This is a genomic window from Pantoea sp. Cr_R13 (assembly GCF_029222565.1).
GTDB lineage: Bacteria > Pseudomonadota > Gammaproteobacteria > Enterobacterales > Enterobacteriaceae > Pantoea > Pantoea eucalypti.
Genome location: NZ_JARHXL010000011.1, coordinates 122142 through 139815, shown reverse-complemented (window position 1 = coordinate 139815; position 17674 = coordinate 122142). Strand labels below are relative to the sequence as shown.

General features: G+C 56.0%; 17 protein-coding genes. 12 read left to right on the top strand and 5 right to left on the bottom strand.

Annotation, left to right across the window (positions count from 1 at the left end):
- Window positions 1-35 precede the first annotated feature (35 nt).
- From P2R09_RS06985 to P2R09_RS06975, 3 genes are all read left to right on the top strand, one after another.
- On the top strand, window positions 36-2639 hold the full coding sequence (locus P2R09_RS06985; protein WP_275768368.1) for an EAL domain-containing protein: 2604 nt from the start codon (window positions 36-38) through the stop codon (window positions 2637-2639).
- 277 nt (window positions 2640-2916) lie between these two features.
- Complete coding sequence (locus P2R09_RS06980; RefSeq protein ID WP_003850080.1) at window positions 2917-3213, top strand: I78 family peptidase inhibitor; 297 nt, start codon at window positions 2917-2919, stop codon at window positions 3211-3213.
- Between the two features lie 158 nt (window positions 3214-3371).
- Window positions 3372-3689, top strand: a complete 318-nt coding sequence (locus P2R09_RS06975) for a hypothetical protein (RefSeq protein WP_003850079.1) — start codon at window positions 3372-3374, stop codon at window positions 3687-3689.
- Window positions 3690-3702: 13 nt separating this feature from the next.
- On the opposite strand, the gene P2R09_RS06970 is transcribed toward P2R09_RS06975, so the two are convergent.
- A complete protein-coding gene (locus tag P2R09_RS06970; protein ID WP_003850078.1) occupies window positions 3703-3954 on the bottom strand; it encodes a biofilm development regulator YmgB/AriR family protein in 252 nt (83 codons plus the stop codon).
- Between the two features lie 432 nt (window positions 3955-4386).
- Between P2R09_RS06970 and P2R09_RS06965 the strand changes: the two genes are divergently transcribed.
- Window positions 4387-5658, top strand: coding sequence for a multidrug efflux MFS transporter (locus P2R09_RS06965; RefSeq protein WP_275768364.1), 1272 nt, complete (start codon window positions 4387-4389; stop codon window positions 5656-5658).
- Here P2R09_RS06965 and P2R09_RS06960 read toward each other — a convergent pair.
- Complete coding sequence (locus P2R09_RS06960; protein WP_275768362.1) at window positions 5543-8677, bottom strand: beta-galactosidase; 3135 nt, start codon at window positions 8675-8677, stop codon at window positions 5543-5545. The two genes, P2R09_RS06965 and P2R09_RS06960, sit on opposite strands and share 116 nt — an antisense overlap.
- Before the next feature lie 587 nt (window positions 8678-9264).
- Here P2R09_RS06960 and iraP point away from each other — a divergent pair.
- The 3 genes from iraP (at window position 9265) to P2R09_RS06945 (ending at window position 11689) form a co-directional block, all read left to right on the top strand.
- Window positions 9265-9519, top strand: coding sequence for an anti-adapter protein IraP (iraP, locus tag P2R09_RS06955; protein WP_275768360.1), 255 nt, complete (start codon window positions 9265-9267; stop codon window positions 9517-9519).
- 112 nt (window positions 9520-9631) lie between these two features.
- A complete protein-coding gene (locus P2R09_RS06950; RefSeq protein ID WP_003850074.1) occupies window positions 9632-9934 on the top strand; it encodes a PsiF family protein in 303 nt (100 codons plus the stop codon).
- A 228-nt stretch (window positions 9935-10162) separates the two neighbouring features.
- Window positions 10163-11689: an FAD-dependent oxidoreductase gene (locus tag P2R09_RS06945; RefSeq protein ID WP_275768358.1), complete on the top strand. Its 1527-nt coding sequence runs from the start codon at window positions 10163-10165 to the stop codon at window positions 11687-11689.
- 54 nt (window positions 11690-11743) lie between these two features.
- Here the strand turns inward: P2R09_RS06945 and proC are convergent, their stop codons facing one another.
- On the bottom strand, window positions 11744-12556 hold the full coding sequence (gene proC / locus P2R09_RS06940) for a pyrroline-5-carboxylate reductase (protein WP_275768356.1): 813 nt from the start codon (window positions 12554-12556) through the stop codon (window positions 11744-11746).
- Between the two features lie 168 nt (window positions 12557-12724).
- On the opposite strand from proC, the gene P2R09_RS06935 reads away from it, so the two are divergent.
- On the top strand, window positions 12725-13180 hold the full coding sequence (locus P2R09_RS06935; protein ID WP_003850071.1) for a YaiI/YqxD family protein: 456 nt from the start codon (window positions 12725-12727) through the stop codon (window positions 13178-13180).
- Here P2R09_RS06935 and P2R09_RS06930 read toward each other — a convergent pair.
- Window positions 13177-13905 carry a DUF2076 domain-containing protein gene (locus P2R09_RS06930; protein WP_275768354.1) on the bottom strand — a complete coding sequence of 243 codons (729 nt, stop codon included), beginning with the start codon at window positions 13903-13905 and terminating at the stop codon, window positions 13177-13179. The genes P2R09_RS06935 and P2R09_RS06930 overlap by 4 nt on opposite strands.
- 315 nt (window positions 13906-14220) lie before the next feature.
- Here P2R09_RS06930 and aroL point away from each other — a divergent pair, with 315 nt between their 5' ends.
- The 3 genes from aroL (at window position 14221) to ppnP (ending at window position 15620) form a co-directional block, all read left to right on the top strand.
- Window positions 14221-14745: a shikimate kinase AroL gene (gene aroL, locus P2R09_RS06925; RefSeq protein ID WP_003850067.1), complete on the top strand. Its 525-nt coding sequence runs from the start codon at window positions 14221-14223 to the stop codon at window positions 14743-14745.
- Between the two features lie 111 nt (window positions 14746-14856).
- Window positions 14857-15048, top strand: a complete 192-nt coding sequence (locus tag P2R09_RS06920) for a YaiA family protein (protein ID WP_003850063.1) — start codon at window positions 14857-14859, stop codon at window positions 15046-15048.
- A gap of 275 nt (window positions 15049-15323) precedes the next feature.
- Entirely contained in the window at window positions 15324-15620 is a 297-nt protein-coding gene (gene ppnP, locus P2R09_RS06915; protein ID WP_003850060.1) for a pyrimidine/purine nucleoside phosphorylase, read from the top strand.
- 69 nt (window positions 15621-15689) lie between these two features.
- Here ppnP and rdgC read toward each other — a convergent pair whose 3' ends face one another.
- Window positions 15690-16601 (bottom strand): recombination-associated protein RdgC, encoded by a 912-nt coding sequence (gene rdgC / locus P2R09_RS06910; RefSeq protein ID WP_003850053.1) that lies wholly within the window; start codon window positions 16599-16601, stop codon window positions 15690-15692.
- A 146-nt stretch (window positions 16602-16747) separates the two neighbouring features.
- On the opposite strand from rdgC, the gene mak reads away from it, so the two are divergent.
- Entirely contained in the window at window positions 16748-17659 is a 912-nt protein-coding gene (gene mak / locus P2R09_RS06905) for a fructokinase (protein WP_275768349.1), read from the top strand.
- Window positions 17660-17674 lie beyond the last annotated feature (15 nt).

Sequence of the window (17674 nt, the reverse complement as noted above, 5' to 3'; positions counted from 1 at the left end):
CATCTCAAACCCTGGTAGTGTAGTGGGCACTCTTAATGACTTTTAATCCTCCGGCGCCACCCGCGTCGCCATTCAGACATGTTGCTGAAGATCGCACTGTCCGCTTTACGCGGCGCAGCCTGCGTGTCCTTTCGCTGCTGCTGTTTGGCGTGCTGGTGCTCTCGATGCTGATGGTGCTGACGATTGCGCAGCGGCAAAACAGCGTATCGGTTGAGCATGACCGGCTGCTGATGCAGCAGGCGTGGAAAAGTCGTCAGGAGGCGATGGTAACGGATATCCGGGATTATGCGTTCTGGGGCGAAGCCTGGCAAAATCTCCATGTCAGTGTGGACAAAGTCTGGGCGTTTGACGAAGAGAACTTTGGTCCAGGCCTTTATGAGGAGTATCACTACGAGGGGGTTTTCGTGGTCGATGGTAAAGGCCACACCCGTTATTCAGTCATTAACGGCAAACTGGTGGATACGCCGCTGGAGGCCTGGCTGGGCAAAGAGACCTCTGCATTTATTGCGGCGGCACGTCAGCTTAACAGCAAAGCGATGCATCGTGATGTGCTGATCAATCATCTGCCCGCCATCGTGGTCGCTGCCCCAATCACCAGTGGCAAAGTGAAGGCGGTGACGCCAGTGGCGGGGCCTCCGTCCATCATGATATTTGTGAGTCTGTTCACGCCTGAAAAATTAAAGGCGCTGGGAACATCGCTGGATGTACGCGAACTGCGCGCACCGGCCAGTGAGGAGGATGCCCTGCGTGAACCCCGGATGATGTTAACGTTGCCGATGGGCGACCCGATTGTGCTGCGCTGGACCTCAAAGATGCCTGGCATGGGCCTGATCTGGTTTTTGCTGCCACTGCTGATGTTGATGGCGATCATCATCGCCATAATTACCCGTCGCGTCAGTCGCCATGCGCTCTCAAATGCAATTATCTCTGATCGGCGTTTCGCTATGCTTGCGATCAGTCAGCAGGAGCTTGCCAACAGCGAAGCGCGGTTTCGCGATCTCGCTGAGGCGGCGTCAGACTGGATCTGGGAGACGGATGCAGAGGGCCGGCTAATCTATCTGTCAGCGCGCTTTCATACCGTTACCGGCCATGACATTACGCACTGGCTGGGGCGTCACATCGATCATCTGCTGACGCATCCCAGCCATTCGCTGGTTGCCTGGCTGCGACGTCAGGAGGAGGACGGACAGCAGATGCCGCTGCGCTGTCAGTTCATGTCTGCGCACGGCAATCGTCGCATCGGCCAGCTGGTGGCAAAAACCATCTGGCACGACGCGAAACGCATTGGATTTCGCGGTACGGTATCGGATATCACTCAGGGTATGGAAGCTGAGGCGCGCATTCAGTTCCTTTCGCGTCACGACGTCTTAACCGGCCTGTCGAACCGCATGCAGCTGCTGGAGTTTCTGACGCTACACCTTGCAATAACGGATGGCTCCGCGCCGCTGACGCTGGTCACCCTCGATCTTGATCAGTTCCGGCCAATTAACGAAACCTGGGGTCATGCAGCAGGTGACGAGGTGCTGAGCCAGATAGCACAGCGACTGAAGCGCTGTATTGGTCCGCAGGAGCTGGTGGCACGGCTGAGTGGCGATGAGTTTGTGCTGGTATTACGTGAAGCGAACCGTGAGCGGGTCGATCAGCGTTGTGCTCAGCTGGTGCATGAGGTTCAGCAACCGATCAGCACCGGCCAGCATGTCCACTATCTTACCATCAGCATGGGGATTGCCTGCGCACCGCAGGATGCCAGCCACCCGGAAGCGCTGCTGGAAATGGCAGATATTGCGCTGAATGAAGCGCGTGACGCGGGACGCAATCAGTGGGTCTGGTATGCCAATGAGATGACCAGTCAGCGGGAAGATAAACGTGAAATGGCGCGGCGGATTGAGAAAGCGCTGAAGAACAATGAGTTTCGCCTGCACTATCAGCCACGCTATCAACTGCTGACGGGGCAGCTGGCGGGCGCTGAGGCCCTGATTCGCTGGCAGATTGCCCCGGATCAATGGATAACGCCCGACCACTTCATTCCACTGGCGGAAGAGAGCGGTCTGATCGCCACCATCAGCGACTGGGTGCTGATGCGCGCCTGTGAGGATGCTCTGGGGTGGGGCGGCGAACGCTATGTTTCAGTCAATATATCGCCAATGGAGTTTCGCACCAGCGACCTGGTGCAACGAGTCGCGAACGCGCTCGAGAAAAGTGGCCTGCCGGCAACCCGGCTGGAGCTCGAAATTACTGAGAACGTTACCTTTGAACACCCACAGCATGCGCTGGAAATCATGCAGGGATTACGTTCGCTGGGTGTCCGGTTGACTGTTGATGATTTCGGCACCGGCTATGCTGCGCTGGGCTACCTGAAAACCTTCCCGTTTAATGGCCTGAAGATTGATCGCTCCTGGATGAAAGATTTCCCGGAGTCGCAGCAGGCACAGTCGGTGGTCGCGGGGATCATTGCGCTGGCTCGCGCCTTTGCCCTGACGATCACAGCAGAAGGCATTGAGACAGAAGCGCAGTTAAACCAGCTAAAACAGCTCTCATGCGAAGAAGGACAAGGTTACTTCCTTGGCCGGCCGATGCCACTGGCTGCATTCAGAACGCTGCTGGAAAGAACGGCGCAAAATCAGCCTGAGATGGCTTAACGCACTTTGACCGCAAGGGCGGTCATTAGCATTGCGCAGACAACAAAAATAATCAGTTCCATTATGACCTCCACGGGGCTGGGTAAGAAAATTCTTAAGAAATTGTAGGGGTTCACGGTGACTTTTTTTGGCTGAGAGTGCGATTAATCTCAAAAGGACGCCTGCCCAGCAGTTGGCTTAATCCTGCTGTAACAACTTTACCTTTTGAGGGTTCAGGTCTGCCGGCGCGTTTTGCTACTCTTGGGCAAGGTGTTACACGTCCAACAGGAGAATAAACGTGAGATTTTATGGAAAAGGGCTGCTGGTAGTCGGTCTGTTCGCATTAACCGCCTGTCAATCTGCCTCTCAACCCGACACTGCCCGTGTGGCGCAGGATCCCGACGCTGACCGCTGCGGCGCCTCACAATTTCAACACTATATCGGCAAACCGTTGACCGCACTGCAGGGTCAGCACTTCGAACAGCAGGTGCGTCCGATCCCCTATAATTCAGCCGTCACCATGGACTTTAATCTTAACCGGCTTAATTTCCTGGCCGATAAAAATGGCAATATCAGCTCAGTTTATTGTGGCTAACGGCCAGAATGTCATAGGCTTGTCATAACGGCAGGCGAGAATAGCTGCGCATTTGAGAAACTTCCTCGTCACACAATAGATAGTGCTCGTCTTGTTTATTCCCGCCCCGGCGGGAATTTTTTTAGCGTCCGCGGACCGCAACAGGAGCGAAGAAGAAGATGAAACGCATAGTGGCATTTCTGCCCACGTTGTTACTCAGCAGCACACTGGCGCATGCGTCCAGTGAAGACGCCTGGAAAAAGAGCCGCGAGGTGATGGTTCAGGCGTGCGTCAACGCCAGCCACCTGAGCAAAGTCAGGGTGCTGGGCGAACCGATCGAATATGACGACAACACAGGTTACAGTGCACTGTTGCTGGAGGGACGCTACCCGCAGCAGCATATGAAAAATAAGCGGGGACGGGAGCTCTGCCTGTTTCAGCGCAGCAGCGGACGTGCCAGCGTCAGCGAAGCGGATAAGTTACGCTGGGTGAAGTAGACGCCGGGTTGATTTACGGCTCCGGCTGCGTGTCGATCAACTGAGCCAGTAAGGTGCGATAACGCTGCAACTGCATTTCATCGCCCTCTACTTCCAGTTTATCGATCACCCGCGCAATCAGCACTTTACTGGTGGCGGGCTCGCCCGCTTCCATTATTTCACGCAGGATCACCGCCAGCAGATCGGACTCTGGCGGTGTCCGCCAGGCCGGGCTTTTAAAATAGTCGCTGATTGCACGGCTGGCGCTATTTGGTTGTACTCTCATTTCCCCACCTCCGCTGAAACATGCCACTGCCCCTTACTGCTGAGTAAGGGCGTATCTGTATGAAATAAGCTGGTTTGCCTCAGCGTAGCCGGATGGTCTGCACCGTTTTTTGCGGAGGACGTCGCACCGATCAGAAGGATCGCTACACCGCCACGGCTGGCGGTTTTTTAAACATAGAAGCGGGGCGCGGGGTTGTCAGTAACAGAATGACATATTTTTCCATATTGATGAGGGCGCGTTTAAGAAGCGCGTTTCAGTGCCGTCTGTCCCGCGCGCTTCGCACTCTGAATTCCTGCGTCGGTGAAATTTGTGCCGGTAATTGAGCCGAATCAAAGCAGAATCCGTTCTTTCACTCTCTGTGCCATGTTTTGTCGGTCACGCTGAGAATGCGCGCGTTAGACTGAGCCTTCTCTCTCTTTATATCGTCTGCTCATGCCACGCACTATTGAACCCTGGAAGATAAACCTGATCTCGGTCTGGTTTGGCTGCTTTTTTACCGGACTGGCAATTAGTCAGATTATCCCGTTTCTGCCGCTCTACCTTGAACAGCTAGGCGTAACCGGTGGCGAATCACTGAGCCTCTGGTCGGGTCTTACCTTCAGTATCACCTTTGTGGTCTCGGCGGCGGTGGCGCCGCTATGGGGCAGCCTGGCCGATCGCAAAGGTCGTAAACTGATGCTGCTGCGTGCGGCTTTTGGCATGGGCGTGGTGATCCTGCTGCAGGCTTTTGTCACAGAGGCCTGGCAGTTGCTGCTGCTGCGTGCCCTGATGGGGCTAACCTCCGGATATATCCCCAACGCCATGGCGCTGGTGGCGGCTCAGGTTCCGCGTGAACGAAGCGGCTGGGCGCTGAGCTGTGTCTCAACCGGTCAGATTGGCGGGGTGATTCTGGGGCCCATGCTGGGCGGGCTGCTGGCCGACTGGGTCGGTTTGCGTACGGTGTTTATTGTCACTGCGGTGCTGTTGATGGTCAGCTTTCTGGTGACGCTGTTCCTGATTAAAGAGACCGGTTATATCCCGGTCAGTAAAAAAGATAAGCTCAGCGGACGCGAGGTTTTCCGCTCGCTGGATAACCCAAAGCTGATGCTCTGCCTCTTTTTTACCACCATGGTGATTCAGATGTGCAACGGGTCGGTGAACCCGATTCTGACGTTGTTTGTGCGTGAACTGGCACCGACTGCGGAGAATATCGCTTTTCTGAGTGGCGTGATTGCCGCGCTGCCAGGCGTCTCAGCGCTGCTGGCGGCACCCCGGCTGGGGCGACTCGGCGATTGCATCGGCACGCAGCGTATCCTGCTGGCGACAATGGTTATCTCGCTGCTGCTGTTTGTTGCGATGTCGTTTGTGACCAGCACGACACAGCTGGGGATATTGCGGTTTCTGCTGGGCTTCGCCGATGGCGCAATGATGCCTGCGGTGCAGACGCTTCTGGTACGTCATTCGCGCGACAACATCACCGGACGAATCTTTGGCTATAACCAGTCGTTTATGTATCTCGGCAATGTCGCAGGCCCGCTACTGGGGGCTGCGGTGTCGGCGGTGGCAGGTTTCCGCTGGGTCTTTTTTGCCACCGCCGTGGTGGTGCTGATTAATGTGCTGTTTCTGAAGCGCTTTTACCGGCGCCCGAAGACCGAGCTGCCGCTGGCTGAGAAATCGTCAGCTCAGCCTGCCAGCGCTGCTGAGTCAGTAAAAACTCAGGACTGACGCTGGGGCTCCAGGAGTCATCGCCGCCAACGCCCATGTGAAACGCATCCAGATGCAGCCAGCAGCCCGTTTCAGGACGCAGAAGGTGGCGGTGTGAAGTCTCCCGCAGCTGCTCCAGACTGAAGCGGCTCAGCGAGAAAGCGAAGTCGCCGCTGACCTGCCAGCTGCCGCTGTCGAGCTGACGCGTACCGCCACGCTGACCATTCTCGCTGGGGAAAACGTAGGGCGTTGAAAGCTGATCCAGCGGCAGCTGCCAGCGGGAAAACTGCGCGGCCAGCTGGCGGTCGGGATAGTTTTCATGCGGCCCCAGGCCCAGCCAGCTAACCTGCTGCGGGATGTGTGCCAGCTCACAGCGTAATCCGATGCGTGCGGGTGGCGGCAATCCGCGCGACTGCTCAACCGACAGCTGCAGCTGTAACCCACCCTGCGCGTTGATCACATAACGTTTACGGCTGATGAACGCGAGCTCACCGTTGGCGAGCCAGCCATGCAGCGTCTCAATCTGCACTGCCTGCGACAACGTATTCGCCGTGATCGAGACCAGACTGCTGCTCATCTGGTCATAACCCGCCGTTTTCCAGCGTTCAACCCAGGCATTAGGATCAACCCGTTCCGCTTCGCTGGTGCCGATGTCATTGTCCAGCGGCGCGCGGATAAAGCAGTCCTGAAGAGGGGAGAGCAGCGTCGGCTCCTCATTGACAAACCACTGCGTCAGTTCGCCACTGTGGCGTGAAAAATGCCAGCGTTGCTGCTGATGAGTGACAACAATGTCACTGGCATCATCATGCAGCACAGGTGCTTCGGCAGCCTCTGGCTGTGATGGCATCGCCAGCGCCGAGGGCAGCGCCCACTGGTGCCAGGCGACGCGCCAGCCAGCAACGCTCCATGGTGTGGCGTTGATCTGATGAATCGCGACGTTCAGCCAGCATTCGCCGTATAACGCGGGCGGTGTGGGCAGCGTGATCCGCTGCTGACCCCGTGCGGCGATATCCAGCAATATTTCGCCTTCCGTTACCACCTCTCCTTCCTGCTCAATGGACCAGCGCAGCACTTCATTGTCACTGTGGCGGAACAGATAGTCGCTGCTGATCGTAACGCTCAGCGGATCGCGGGGATCAACGGTAAACTGATAAAACTGCTGGGCGCGCTGCGCTTCATAAAGCGCTGGATGTGGCGTGCGATCGGCAAACACCAGCCCGTTCATACAGAACTGACGATCGTTAGGCTTATCGCCAAAATCGCCGCCGTAAGCCTGCCAGGGGCTGCCCTGATCGTCATAGCGGGTCAGGCTCTGATCCACCCAGTCCCAGACGAAGCCGCCCTGCAGTCGTGGGAACTGACGGAAGGCCTCCCAGTACTTCGCAAAACCGCCGAAACTGTTGCCCATGGCATGCGCGTATTCACAGAGGATCAACGGGCGCGTTTCGCCCGGCAGACCGATCCACTTCTTCAGCGACCATTTCGGTACTGCCGGGAACGGCTGATCTTCATCAACCCTGGCATACATCGGGCAGATAATATCGGTTGCGGCGGTATCTGCACCGCCGCCTTCATACTGCACCGGACGGGTTGGATCGCTGCTTTTCACCCAGCGGTAGAGCGCGTCATGGGTGGCGCCATGTCCTGACTCGTTGCCCAGCGACCAGATAATAATGCTGCAGTGATTACGATCGCGCTGCACCATGCGCGTGACACGTTCGCTGTAAGCCGCGAACCAGCGGGGATCATCGGAGAGCCGGTTCATCGGCTGCATGCCGTGGGTTTCGATATTGGCCTCATCCACGACATAAAGCCCGTACTGGTCACACAACCGGTACCAGAGCGGATGATTAGGGTAGTGCGAACAGCGGACCGCATTGAAATTGTGCTGCTTCATCAGCTCGATGTCGCGGCGCATCGTCGCCTCATCCACTACCTGACCGTGCTCCGGATGGTGCTCGTGACGATTGGTGCCGCGGATCAGCAGCGGTTTGCCGTTCAGGCAGAGCAGGCCGTTGTCGATGGTGACCTGACGGAAGCCAACATCATAAGCTTCCACTTCGACCAGCTGCTGATCGCCATCCAGCAGCGCCAGCGTAGCACGATAGAGGTGGGGCGTTTCGGCGCTCCACAGCGCGGGCTGTTCAACCGGCAGGCTGAGCAGGGCGCGTTCAGGATAGTGACCTCGTTCGTCAATGATCGCGCTGCCCAGCGGCTGCTGACACTGCGCAACCTGCTGTTTACCCTGCCACAGCGTCAGGCGCAGCTGATAGCGCGAGGTGGCGTCCGGCGGTAAGGCGACGCGGACCTGGGCGCGTAGCTCGGCACGGGTAAACTCCGGGCTGAGCCGGGTTTCCAGCTGAACGTCGGCCAGATGTACCTGCGGTTTATGCAGTAATGTGACATCGCGGAAAATGCCGCTCATCCGCCACATATCCTGATCTTCCAGATAGCTGCCGTCGCTCCAGCGCAGCACCATCACCGCCAGCCGGTTTTTGCCCGGTCGAAGGTGAGGACTCAGGTCAAATTCGGCGGGCAGGCGGCTGTCCTGAGAGTAGCCAATCCAGCGTCCATTGCACCACAGGTGAAAAGCCGAGTTTACGCCGTCAAAAATGATGCGTGTCTGTCCCGAATCGAGCCAGGCTGTGTCAGTCGTGAATGTGAGCGAGTAACATCCGGTGGGGTTCCCGGCAGGAACCAGCGGAGGATTAACGGGAATCGGATATTGTACGTTGGTGTAAATGGGCGCATCGAAGCCGTGCATCTGCCAGTTAGCCGGGACCGGAATCGTGCTGGCATCCGGCAGATCCTGTAATAACCAGCTGGCAGGCACCGCTTCAGGCTGATCAAAGTAACTAAATCCCCACTCTCCGTTGAGACTCTGCCGTGACGCCGAAGGATGATCATCGCGCGCCGCCGCTTCATCGCGCCAGCTGGCGAATGGCGGATGGGCATCCAGACGATGCAGCGAGGTCACGACCGGGTTCTCCCAGTCGCGCCGGGAGAGGATGTCACTGAAAGTAGCCAGAGAGAGAGTCATGATTTTATCCTGTAAATGTAATGCGCTCACAATGCGCAAAATTCGTCAGTCTGTAAAGTGTTCACCCTCCCGATTTACACAAATAGTCCTGTTAACAAACTCACCGGGATGTTGAGAATACGGCGGCATACTGGCGGTAAAACGTTAAGTCTGGTCAGCAAAGATGAATAGCCGCCTGAAGCAGAGGAATCTCACTTGTTGCCATGCCAGTGGCTTCATACACTCAGCCCGATTTTTTCACTCTGAGGTAGATATGGTACGAATCATTAAGCTGGTGGCTGTTGTGGGATTAGTGACTGCATTAAGTGGATGTATTTTCCCGCCTCCCGGCGGCGGTTGGGGCGGACACGGTGGCGGGCCGGGCCACGGATTCGTAAATCCTCGTTAAGCTTCTCTGTTTCCTTTCAGGCAGGCGATATTTAACCGCGGCAGTGCAACCCCAAAACGTTTCGCCAGCAAAATAACCATAAATGGCTGAACAGATAGGATAAATGTGGGCTAAGCCACTGAAAAAATGGCTGTCGCCCTCTGTTTTTTTAGCCAGCGTGGTGATAATTTCAGCTTTTCTCCACCGCTGAGACAACAGCATGAAAAACCTGATTGCTGAGTTACTGGTAAAGCTGGCTGAAAAAGAGGCGACAGCGAAAGAGCAGATGGCGCAGATTGAAGCACTGGAGATCGTTGTCACTGCGCTGGTTCGCAAGCTGGAGCCGCAACAACATCTGGCAATCACCACCAGCATTGAAAGCGCTATGGACAACGTGGCTGATGCTGATGATAGCGATGCACGCCTGCTGCGCAATTACATTGAAAAACTGCTCCATCATCCCCGCCAGTATTGATCCCGGAACAGGACGGGAATGGGATCTTCCCATCACTTTGACCTCAAACATTTTCTGCTTTGCTTATTCGCTGCCAGAATAATAGAGGACAATCCACTGTGGAGTTATCAAGATGAAAGTCGGTTTAATGGCGATGATGATGGCGGGCCTGCTGGTCAGCGGGCTGGCAGGTGCGGCGGAGAAGACCCCGCAGCAGGAGAAAATGACGATGTGTAACCAGCATGCGAAATCACAGGATCTCAAAGGGGATGCGCGCAAAACCTTTATGAGTGAATGCCTGAAAAAGGACAGCAAGATGTCGCAGATGTCACCGCAGCAGATGAAAATGAAAAGCTGTAACGGTGAAGCCGGTGATAAAAAACTGGCAGGCGATGCCCGTAAAACCTTTATGAGTCAGTGCCTGAAAAAGAGCTGATGATGCCCACGGCCACGCAGGTGGCCGCTTCTCTCTGCCGCCCGATGCGGATTCACTTCCCCCTCAACGCCGATTAAATTACCTGCCACAACAGCAGGTTATCTTTCTGAAACAGATTCCTCATCAGGCTTCCCGGTTCCTTTGCCACACTTACTGTTTGTAGGGGATTGCGCAACGGGCTTTTTTGCCGTGCAGCATAAGACCAGAAACAATAAAAGGAGCCATGCCGTGAACTATCAATTTACCGTCGACCTGAACGATCTGCCGCAGCGACAGCCGGTTAAAAAGACGCTCGGCGATGTTGATCTATTATTGATTCGCGACGGTGACAACGTCCGTGCTTTTCAGGCGAAATGTCCACACGCTGGCGCACCGCTTGAACAGGGCGCAATCTGCGGCGATCGGTTGGTCTGCCCGTGGCATAAAGCCGCGTTTGATATCGCCGATGGCAAAATGTGTGAACCGCTGGCGTTAGCCGATCTCAAACAGTACCCGCTTCGCATTGAAGAGGGCCGGGTACTGATAAACCCCAAAGCGATGTCACCCGCAGCATCCATTGGCAGCGGGGCAGATGCACCGGTCTATGTGGTCGTGGGTGGCGGCGCGGCGGGTAGCGCAGCGCTATGGCGTCTGCGTCATGAAGGTTTTAAAGGCCGCCTGATACTGGTCGAGCGTGAAGCAGATGCACCTTATGACCGCACCGCGCTGACCAAATTTGTGCCGTCGGGAAAAATGGATATTAACGAAGTGCCGCAGCTGCTGAAAGCGGATGTGATGGACCACGTTGAACGACTCCAGGCTACAGTGAGCCGGCTGGATGCACAGCAGCAGCGGTTAATCTTCGGGGATGGCGGGACGCTTGCGTTCGACAAACTGTTGATCGCCAGCGGCGCGACGCCTGTTCTTCCCGATTTGCCGGGCAGCGATCTTGACGGGGTTCATCTGCTGCGCAGCAAAGCGCAGACCGATGAGCTGCTTCAGGCGGTGGATGCCAGCCATAAAATCGTGATTATCGGCAACAGTTTTATCGGTACCGAACTGGCGTCGGCACTGCGTAACCGCGATATCGACGTCACAGTCATTGCCCGCCAGGCACTGCCTTTTGCTAAACGGTTTGGCGAGCAGATTGGTCGCTATTTCTACCAGCTTCATGAGCAAAACGGCGTGAAGTGGGTGCAGGGCGAGATCGAAGCACTGCAGGGTGACCAGAAGGTAAATGGCGTGCAGCTGAAGGGCGGACGCAAGCTGGATGCTACCGTTGTGCTGTTCGCGACCGGGGTTAAACCGGCCACCGACTTTATTCACGATCTGCCGCTGGCAGAGGATGGCAGCCTGCAGGCGGATGATCAGTTGCGGGTCGCTGATAATATATGGGTGGCGGGGGATATCGCCACATATCCGGCGGCACAGGGGCCGCTGCGTATTGAGCACTATCGCGTTGCACATCAGCAGGGACAGACTGCCGCATGGAATATGCTGGATCAAAACGTCGCTTTTGATCGGGTGCCGTTCTTCTGGACGACCCAGTATGGCACTCGTTATGAGTATGTTGGCCACGCGGCAGAATGGGATGAATTCCAGCTAATCGGTTCGCTGGATGATAAAAAGTTTATGGCGTTTTATGGTCAGCAGGGGCAACTGGCGGCGATCTGCTCATGCGGTATGTATACGCTGACCGCTGAGCTGGTGGAGCAGATGCAGCACCCCATGACGCTTTCTGACGCGGTAGCGCGCTGTCAGGCGAAAATCAGTTAAGCTGCACGCAGGGCGGACCAGGCTGACGGGCCGCCCTGCGTACTTTCTCACCGGTTAGCTGCGACTCAGTTTCTCTGACTTCGCCATGCACTGCTGCATCGCTTCCATCACTGCCGAGCGCATCCCTTTTTCTTCCAGCACTTTCACCGCTTCAATGGTGGTGCCGCCTGGAGAGCAGACCATATCTTTGAGTTCAGCCGGATGTTTACCGGTGGTCAGCACCATCTGCGCCGCGCCTTTCACCGCCTGCGCAGCAAACTGATAGGCCTGAGCACGCGGCATGCCACCCAGTACGGCTGCATCCGCCATCGCCTCGATAAACATAAACACGTAGGCCGGTGCAGAACCGCTTACGCCGACCACGGAGTGAATCAGATATTCATCCACCACGGCCGCTTTGCCGAAGCTCTCAAAAATCGCCACGACTTCGTCGATCTCCGCCTGCTCAACCAGCACGTTAGGCGTTACCGAGGTCATGCCTTCGCTCACCAGTGAGGGCGTATTCGGCATTGCGCGGACAATTTTGCGATCGTAACCCAGCACGGATGAGAGCGAGTCCAGCGTCACGCCAGCGGCAATCGACACCACCAGCGCCTCTTTTTTCAGGCAGCCTGCCAGCTCTTTTAATACTTTCAGAATGACATTCGGTTTTACTGCGCCGAACAGGATGTCCACTTCACGCGCCAGCGCATCCGCGCTCTCTGCTGCGTTGATGCCATACTGCTCTGCCATCGCCTGGTTGGTCTCAGCTTTGCGATCGTAAACGAAGATATCAGATGGGGCAATTTTGCCGCTGTTGACCAGTCCGCCGATAATGGCTTTCGCCATATTTCCCCCGCCGATAAATCCGATTTTCTTTGCCAGCATCGCCATCTCCTTAGGACATTATTCGTTTTTCTCAGTGAGCTAGCTTACTTCAGCCAGCCCGAATAACAAGTCAGCTGCAAGCGCGCTGGAAAGCGTGGCGCAAATTAAATTTGCCATTTAAGAGGAACCCGGCAAGATCTCAGGCTTCTCTGACTGTAAGGAATCATGATGTTTATCTGGGTCGATGCCGATGCCTGTCCGAATGTGATCAAAGAGGTGCTCTACCGTGCGGCGGATCGTACCGCGACCACGGTCACTTTTGTGGCGAACCAGTTTTTGCGTGTGCCGCCATCGCCTTATCTGCGCACGCTGCAGGTGCCTGCTGGCTTTGATGTGGCGGACAATGAGATTGTCAGACGTTGTCAGCCCGGCGATCTGGTGATCACTGCCGATATTCCACTGGCGGCTGAGGTGATTGAGAAGGGGGCAGCGGCGCTGAATCCGCGCGGCGAGCGTTACTCACCAGCGACGATACGCGAACGTCTGACGATGCGTGATTTTATGGATACACTGCGGTCAAGCGGCGTGCAGACCGGCGGCCCCGCGACGATGAGTCCGCGTGACCGCCAGCAGTTTGCGAATGAACTGGATAGCTGGCTCACCCAGCAGAAACGCTCAACTTAAACGAAGCTGTCGTCGTCGTCGAAATCGTTGCCGCCAAAATCGTTGAGATCGCTGTTGTCGGCATAATTGCTGTCCCAGCCCGTATTCTGGTCGAGGAAGGCGCTGTCGTTACCGCCGTTAAAGTTATCGGCATTGTCATCGCCACCGTTGAAAGTGTTGAGATTATCATTCACCTCCGGCAGCGGCGGCTCATTGATGATATTCACAATCTCTTCTGGCTGTGAATGGTGGAACATGCTGGTCAGCATGTCGGCCATCACGACACCACCCGCGACGCCCACGGCAGTTTGCAGAGCGCCGCCAAGGAAACCGGTGCCGCGTGGCGCGGGTGCCTGGGCAGGGGCATACTGTTGCTGTGCCGGTTGCTGCGGCGCACTGTTCCACGGCGACTGTTGCTGTTGTTGCGGCTGCTGAACGGGAGGCTGCTGACGCGAACCGCTGCCAAACAGTCCCGACAGGAAGCCGCCGCTGCTCTGTGCAGGCTGCTGCTGCTGTTGCAACTGTGCCACCTGGCTTTCCAGCGCTGACACTTTCTCATTGAGTTTTTTCAGCGCCGCTTCCTGAATCAGGATTGCCTGCGTCATGTAGTAAGGTGCGCCTGGCTGCGCCTGAAGATGCTGGTTAATCAATTGTTCGGCAGCGGCATCGCGTGCCACGGCCTGGCTTTCGGCCTGTTTCAGACGGCTGAACAGCCCATCAATCAGTTGTTGTTCTTCGCGTTGCATGATGACTCTCCTGTGGCGATTGTTATCAGTATATGGGGGCGTCAACACGAAAAGTAAAATCCGGGCGGTAAGCAAATATTGCCAGCCCATTTTAGCCGCCGTTTTATGCGTTTTTTAGCGCCCGGTTTCTCACCTGATGCACAAAACGTGCATGCATTTCCCCTTGAAAATAGAGAGATTATCGCTGTTGAGGTGAGGAAAAAGCGTAAATCATGCCTGACAGGTGGAGGCCATAATAATTTCCAGTTATTATGCGTCGCATTAATCAGCTAACCATGCAGCCGCATCGCGCGGTCAGGCGGAGGAACGGCCCTGATGTCACTACCCATCTTTTTGATTGGCGCTCGCGGTTGCGGCAAAACCACGGTCGGCGAAGCGTTATCGCAGGCGCTGGGCTACGCCTTTACGGATACCGATCACCATCTGCAACTCAGCACGCAACGCAGCGTAACGGAGATTGTCGAGGCGGAAGGCTGGGAAGGTTTCCGCGCCCGTGAAACGGAGTCGCTGAAAGCAGTGACGGCCCCCAGGACGGTCATTGCCACGGGCGGTGGCATGATCCTGGCTGAAGAGAACTGCCGCTTTATGCAGGAGCAGGGGCAGGTGATCTGGCTGAGTGCATCACCTGAGGTGCTGGCAGAGCGACTGGAAAGCGAACCTGAAGCGGCCCAGCGTCCGACCTTAACCGGACGTCCGATCGCTGACGAGATGAGTGATGTGCTGCGTGAACGCGCGCACCTTTACCAGGCGGCGGCCCATCATCAGGTGAATGCCATGCAGGCACCGGAGTGTGTGGTGGAAGAGATTCTGCTGTCACTTTCTCTGGCGCGCGCCAGCTAACCCTCAGATTTTTCCCGCTTTGATCCCGCTTCAGATGGCATTGTCTATACTTATCCTATGACAGGCAGCAGCCTGTCCTGTGGAATGTTGTTCAGACAAGAGGGACACAGTATGCCTACCAGACCGCCGTACCCGCGTGAAGCGAAAATTGTGACTGTTGAAAAGGGGCCTGAAGGTAATAAGGTAACCTTTTATGAATTGCGTGCTGATCATCCCAAACCGAATTCATTAATCAGTGAGCATGAGACGGAAGAAGAAGCGCACGATGCTAAAGCGCGCTACGAAGACGTCGAAAAAGAGTAAAGCATTGCGGCTGGCAGGGAGGCCAGCCTGATATTCAGCGTCATTTCGCCGTTTGTCAGTACGTTGTCTGAGTTATGCCCATCACCACTTTATTCCCGACATCCCCTTGCCGACGCACAACATAGCTGCCGGGAACACTGGCTTAACGCTTTTTCTCTCTGCGCGTCTGATCTCTCCCGCCGGAACAGATCACAAACGACCATCATTTCGCGTGACAGATCAGCGGGTTCCCTTCTACACTGCCAGACACACAACATGTGCTCTGGAGAACTATTATGCTCAACGTTAGTGAGTATTTTGACGGAAAAGTTAAATCTATCGGTTTTGACAGTGCGAGCACCGGTCGTGCCAGCGTCGGCGTGATGTCTGAAGGTGAATACACATTTGGTACCGGCCAGCCGGAAGAGATGACTGTCGTTAGCGGCTCGCTTAAGGTGTTGCTGCCAGGTGAGACCGAGTGGAAATGGTTTGAAGCGGGTTCGGTGTTTAATGTGCCGGGTCACAGCGAGTTTCATCTGCAGGTTGGCGAGCCAAGTTCTTATCTCTGCCGTTACCTGAAAGATAAAGATTAAAAAAAGGGCCGCTAAGCGGCCCTTTTTTTGGGCAACATCCTCTGTCCGGATGATTTTACCGGGCAGAGATTAACGCTGGGCTTCGCCGCCTAACGCTTCCACCAGATTGCTGGTCAGTGCCGCCAGTTCGCTGGTCATCAGAATAAAGTCCGCGTCAAAGCGCTGCGCGAAATCTTCGCGGTCGATATCATCGTTCTGATCACGCAGGGTGTCGCTGAACTTCAGACGCTTCACTGAACCGTCATCGGCCAGCACGAACTGAATACGCTCCTGCCAGTCGAGTGCCAGTTTGGTCACGACCTTGCCGGCTTCGATATGGTTGGCGATCTCATCACACACCAGATCCTGTTTCTTGCAGCGGATGACGCCGCCATCTTCCAGCAGGGCTTTCAGCTCCGCTTCATCCATCAGCGCAAACCCGGCTGGCAGGTCGCCTGAACGCACCCATTGGGTCAGCGTCAGTTCAATCGGATTTTCCAGCGTTAGGGGCACCACCGGCAGTGAACCCAGGCTTTTGCGCAGCAGCGCCAGGGTATCTTCCGCTTTTTTCGCGCTGGCACAGTCCACCATAATCAGGTTGTTGACCGTGTCGATCCACAAATAGGTCTGGCTGAAACGGCTGAAAGCACGCGGCAGCAGGCTATGCAGCACTTCATCTTTCAGCGAATCTTTTTCGGTCTTTTTGAGCTTGCGGCTCTGCTCAGATTCCAGCTTGTCGATTTTTGCTTCCAGCGCCTGTTTGACGACCGGCGAAGGCAGGATTTTCTCTTCTTTGCGGGCGCAAATCACAATCTGGCCTTTATTCTCGTGGGTCAGCGCGTCGCTGCGGTTACCCATCGGCGAGACCCAGCCGGTCTTGCTCATATCCTGACTGCCACACGGTGAAAAAGTGAAGGCGTCGAGCTGTTTTTCCATCTCATCTGCGGACAGCGGAATGTCACGATTCAGACGATAAACCATCATATTTTTAAACCACAACATCGGGATTCCTTACCGTGGCGCGATCGGGCGCACAAGTCTGCGAGAGTCAGCGCGCATGATAGCGAAACATCGGAGTGGTTTCATTGCCTTTAAGGCAGCCGCCTTTTACTGTATCTCTCACCTGAACGAATAACGAGGAAGTAACCTTGCGCATAGGCATAGATCTGGGTGGCACCAAGACAGAAGTGATTGCATTGTCAGATAAGGGACAGGAGCTGTTCCGTCACCGCGTGAATACCCCGCGTGACGACTATCAGGCAACGGTGCAGGCAATTGTTGATCTGGTCACGCTGGCGGAGCAGAAAACTGGCGAGACCGGTACGGTCGGCCTGGGCATTCCCGGCTCGCTTTCGCCTTTCAGTAAGCGGGTGAAGAATGCGAACTCCACCTGGCTTAACGGCCAGCCTCTGGATAAAGATCTGGCTCAGGCGCTGAACCGGGAAGTGCGCATCGCCAACGACGCTAACTGCCTGGCTGTATCGGAAGCGGTCGACGGTGCCGGTGCCGGACAGTCGCTGGTGTTTGCCGTGATTATCGGTACCGGATCGGGTGCAGGTGTCGCGATTAACGGTGAATCGCGCATCGGTGGCAACGGTAATGCCGGTGAGTGGGGCCACAATCCGCTGCCGTGGATGGATGAGGATGAGCTGCGTTATCGTCAGGAAGTGCCCTGTTATTGCGGGCAGCAGGGCTGTATCGAAACCTTTGTTTCAGGCACCGGTTTTGGTATCGACTATCAGCGGCTGAGCGGCGTACATCGCAAGGGCGCGGAGATCGTCTCGCTGCTGGCGCAGCAGGATCCGATCGCCGAACTGGCAATGAGCCGCTATGAACTGCGTCTGGCAAAATCGCTGGCGCAGGTGGTGAACCTGATCGATCCCGATGTGATCGTGCTGGGCGGCGGGATGAGCAATGTGGATCGGCTCTATCAGACCGTGCCGGTGCTGATGAAGCAGTGGGTATTCGGCGGGGAGTGTGAAACGCCGGTGCTGAAGGCGCAGCATGGCGACTCCAGTGGCGTACGCGGTGCCGCGTGGCTCTGGCCGCTTAACGGCTGAGTGTCCCGCACATCC

Bases quoted from the DNA above. Each gene is read 5' to 3' on its own strand.
- P2R09_RS06985 (WP_275768368.1), top strand. From the start codon at position 36: ATGACTTTTAATCCTCCGGCGCCACCCGCGTCGCCATTCAGACATGTT.
- P2R09_RS06975 (WP_003850079.1), top strand. From the start codon at position 3,372: ATGAAACGCATAGTGGCATTTCTGCCCACGTTGTTACTCAGCAGCACA.
- P2R09_RS06970 (WP_003850078.1), bottom strand. From the start codon at position 3,954: ATGAGAGTACAACCAAATAGCGCCAGCCGTGCAATCAGCGACTATTTT.
- P2R09_RS06965 (WP_275768364.1), top strand. From the start codon at position 4,387: ATGCCACGCACTATTGAACCCTGGAAGATAAACCTGATCTCGGTCTGG.
- P2R09_RS06960 (WP_275768362.1), bottom strand. From the start codon at position 8,677: ATGACTCTCTCTCTGGCTACTTTCAGTGACATCCTCTCCCGGCGCGAC.
- iraP (WP_275768360.1), top strand. From the start codon at position 9,265: ATGAAAAACCTGATTGCTGAGTTACTGGTAAAGCTGGCTGAAAAAGAG.
- P2R09_RS06950 (WP_003850074.1), top strand. From the start codon at position 9,632: ATGAAAGTCGGTTTAATGGCGATGATGATGGCGGGCCTGCTGGTCAGC.
- proC (WP_275768356.1), bottom strand. From the start codon at position 12,556: ATGCTGGCAAAGAAAATCGGATTTATCGGCGGGGGAAATATGGCGAAA.
- P2R09_RS06935 (WP_003850071.1), top strand. From the start codon at position 12,725: ATGTTTATCTGGGTCGATGCCGATGCCTGTCCGAATGTGATCAAAGAG.
- P2R09_RS06930 (WP_275768354.1), bottom strand. From the start codon at position 13,905: ATGCAACGCGAAGAACAACAACTGATTGATGGGCTGTTCAGCCGTCTG.
- aroL (WP_003850067.1), top strand. From the start codon at position 14,221: ATGTCACTACCCATCTTTTTGATTGGCGCTCGCGGTTGCGGCAAAACC.
- P2R09_RS06920 (WP_003850063.1), top strand. From the start codon at position 14,857: ATGCCTACCAGACCGCCGTACCCGCGTGAAGCGAAAATTGTGACTGTT.
- ppnP (WP_003850060.1), top strand. From the start codon at position 15,324: ATGCTCAACGTTAGTGAGTATTTTGACGGAAAAGTTAAATCTATCGGT.
- rdgC (WP_003850053.1), bottom strand. From the start codon at position 16,601: ATGTTGTGGTTTAAAAATATGATGGTTTATCGTCTGAATCGTGACATT.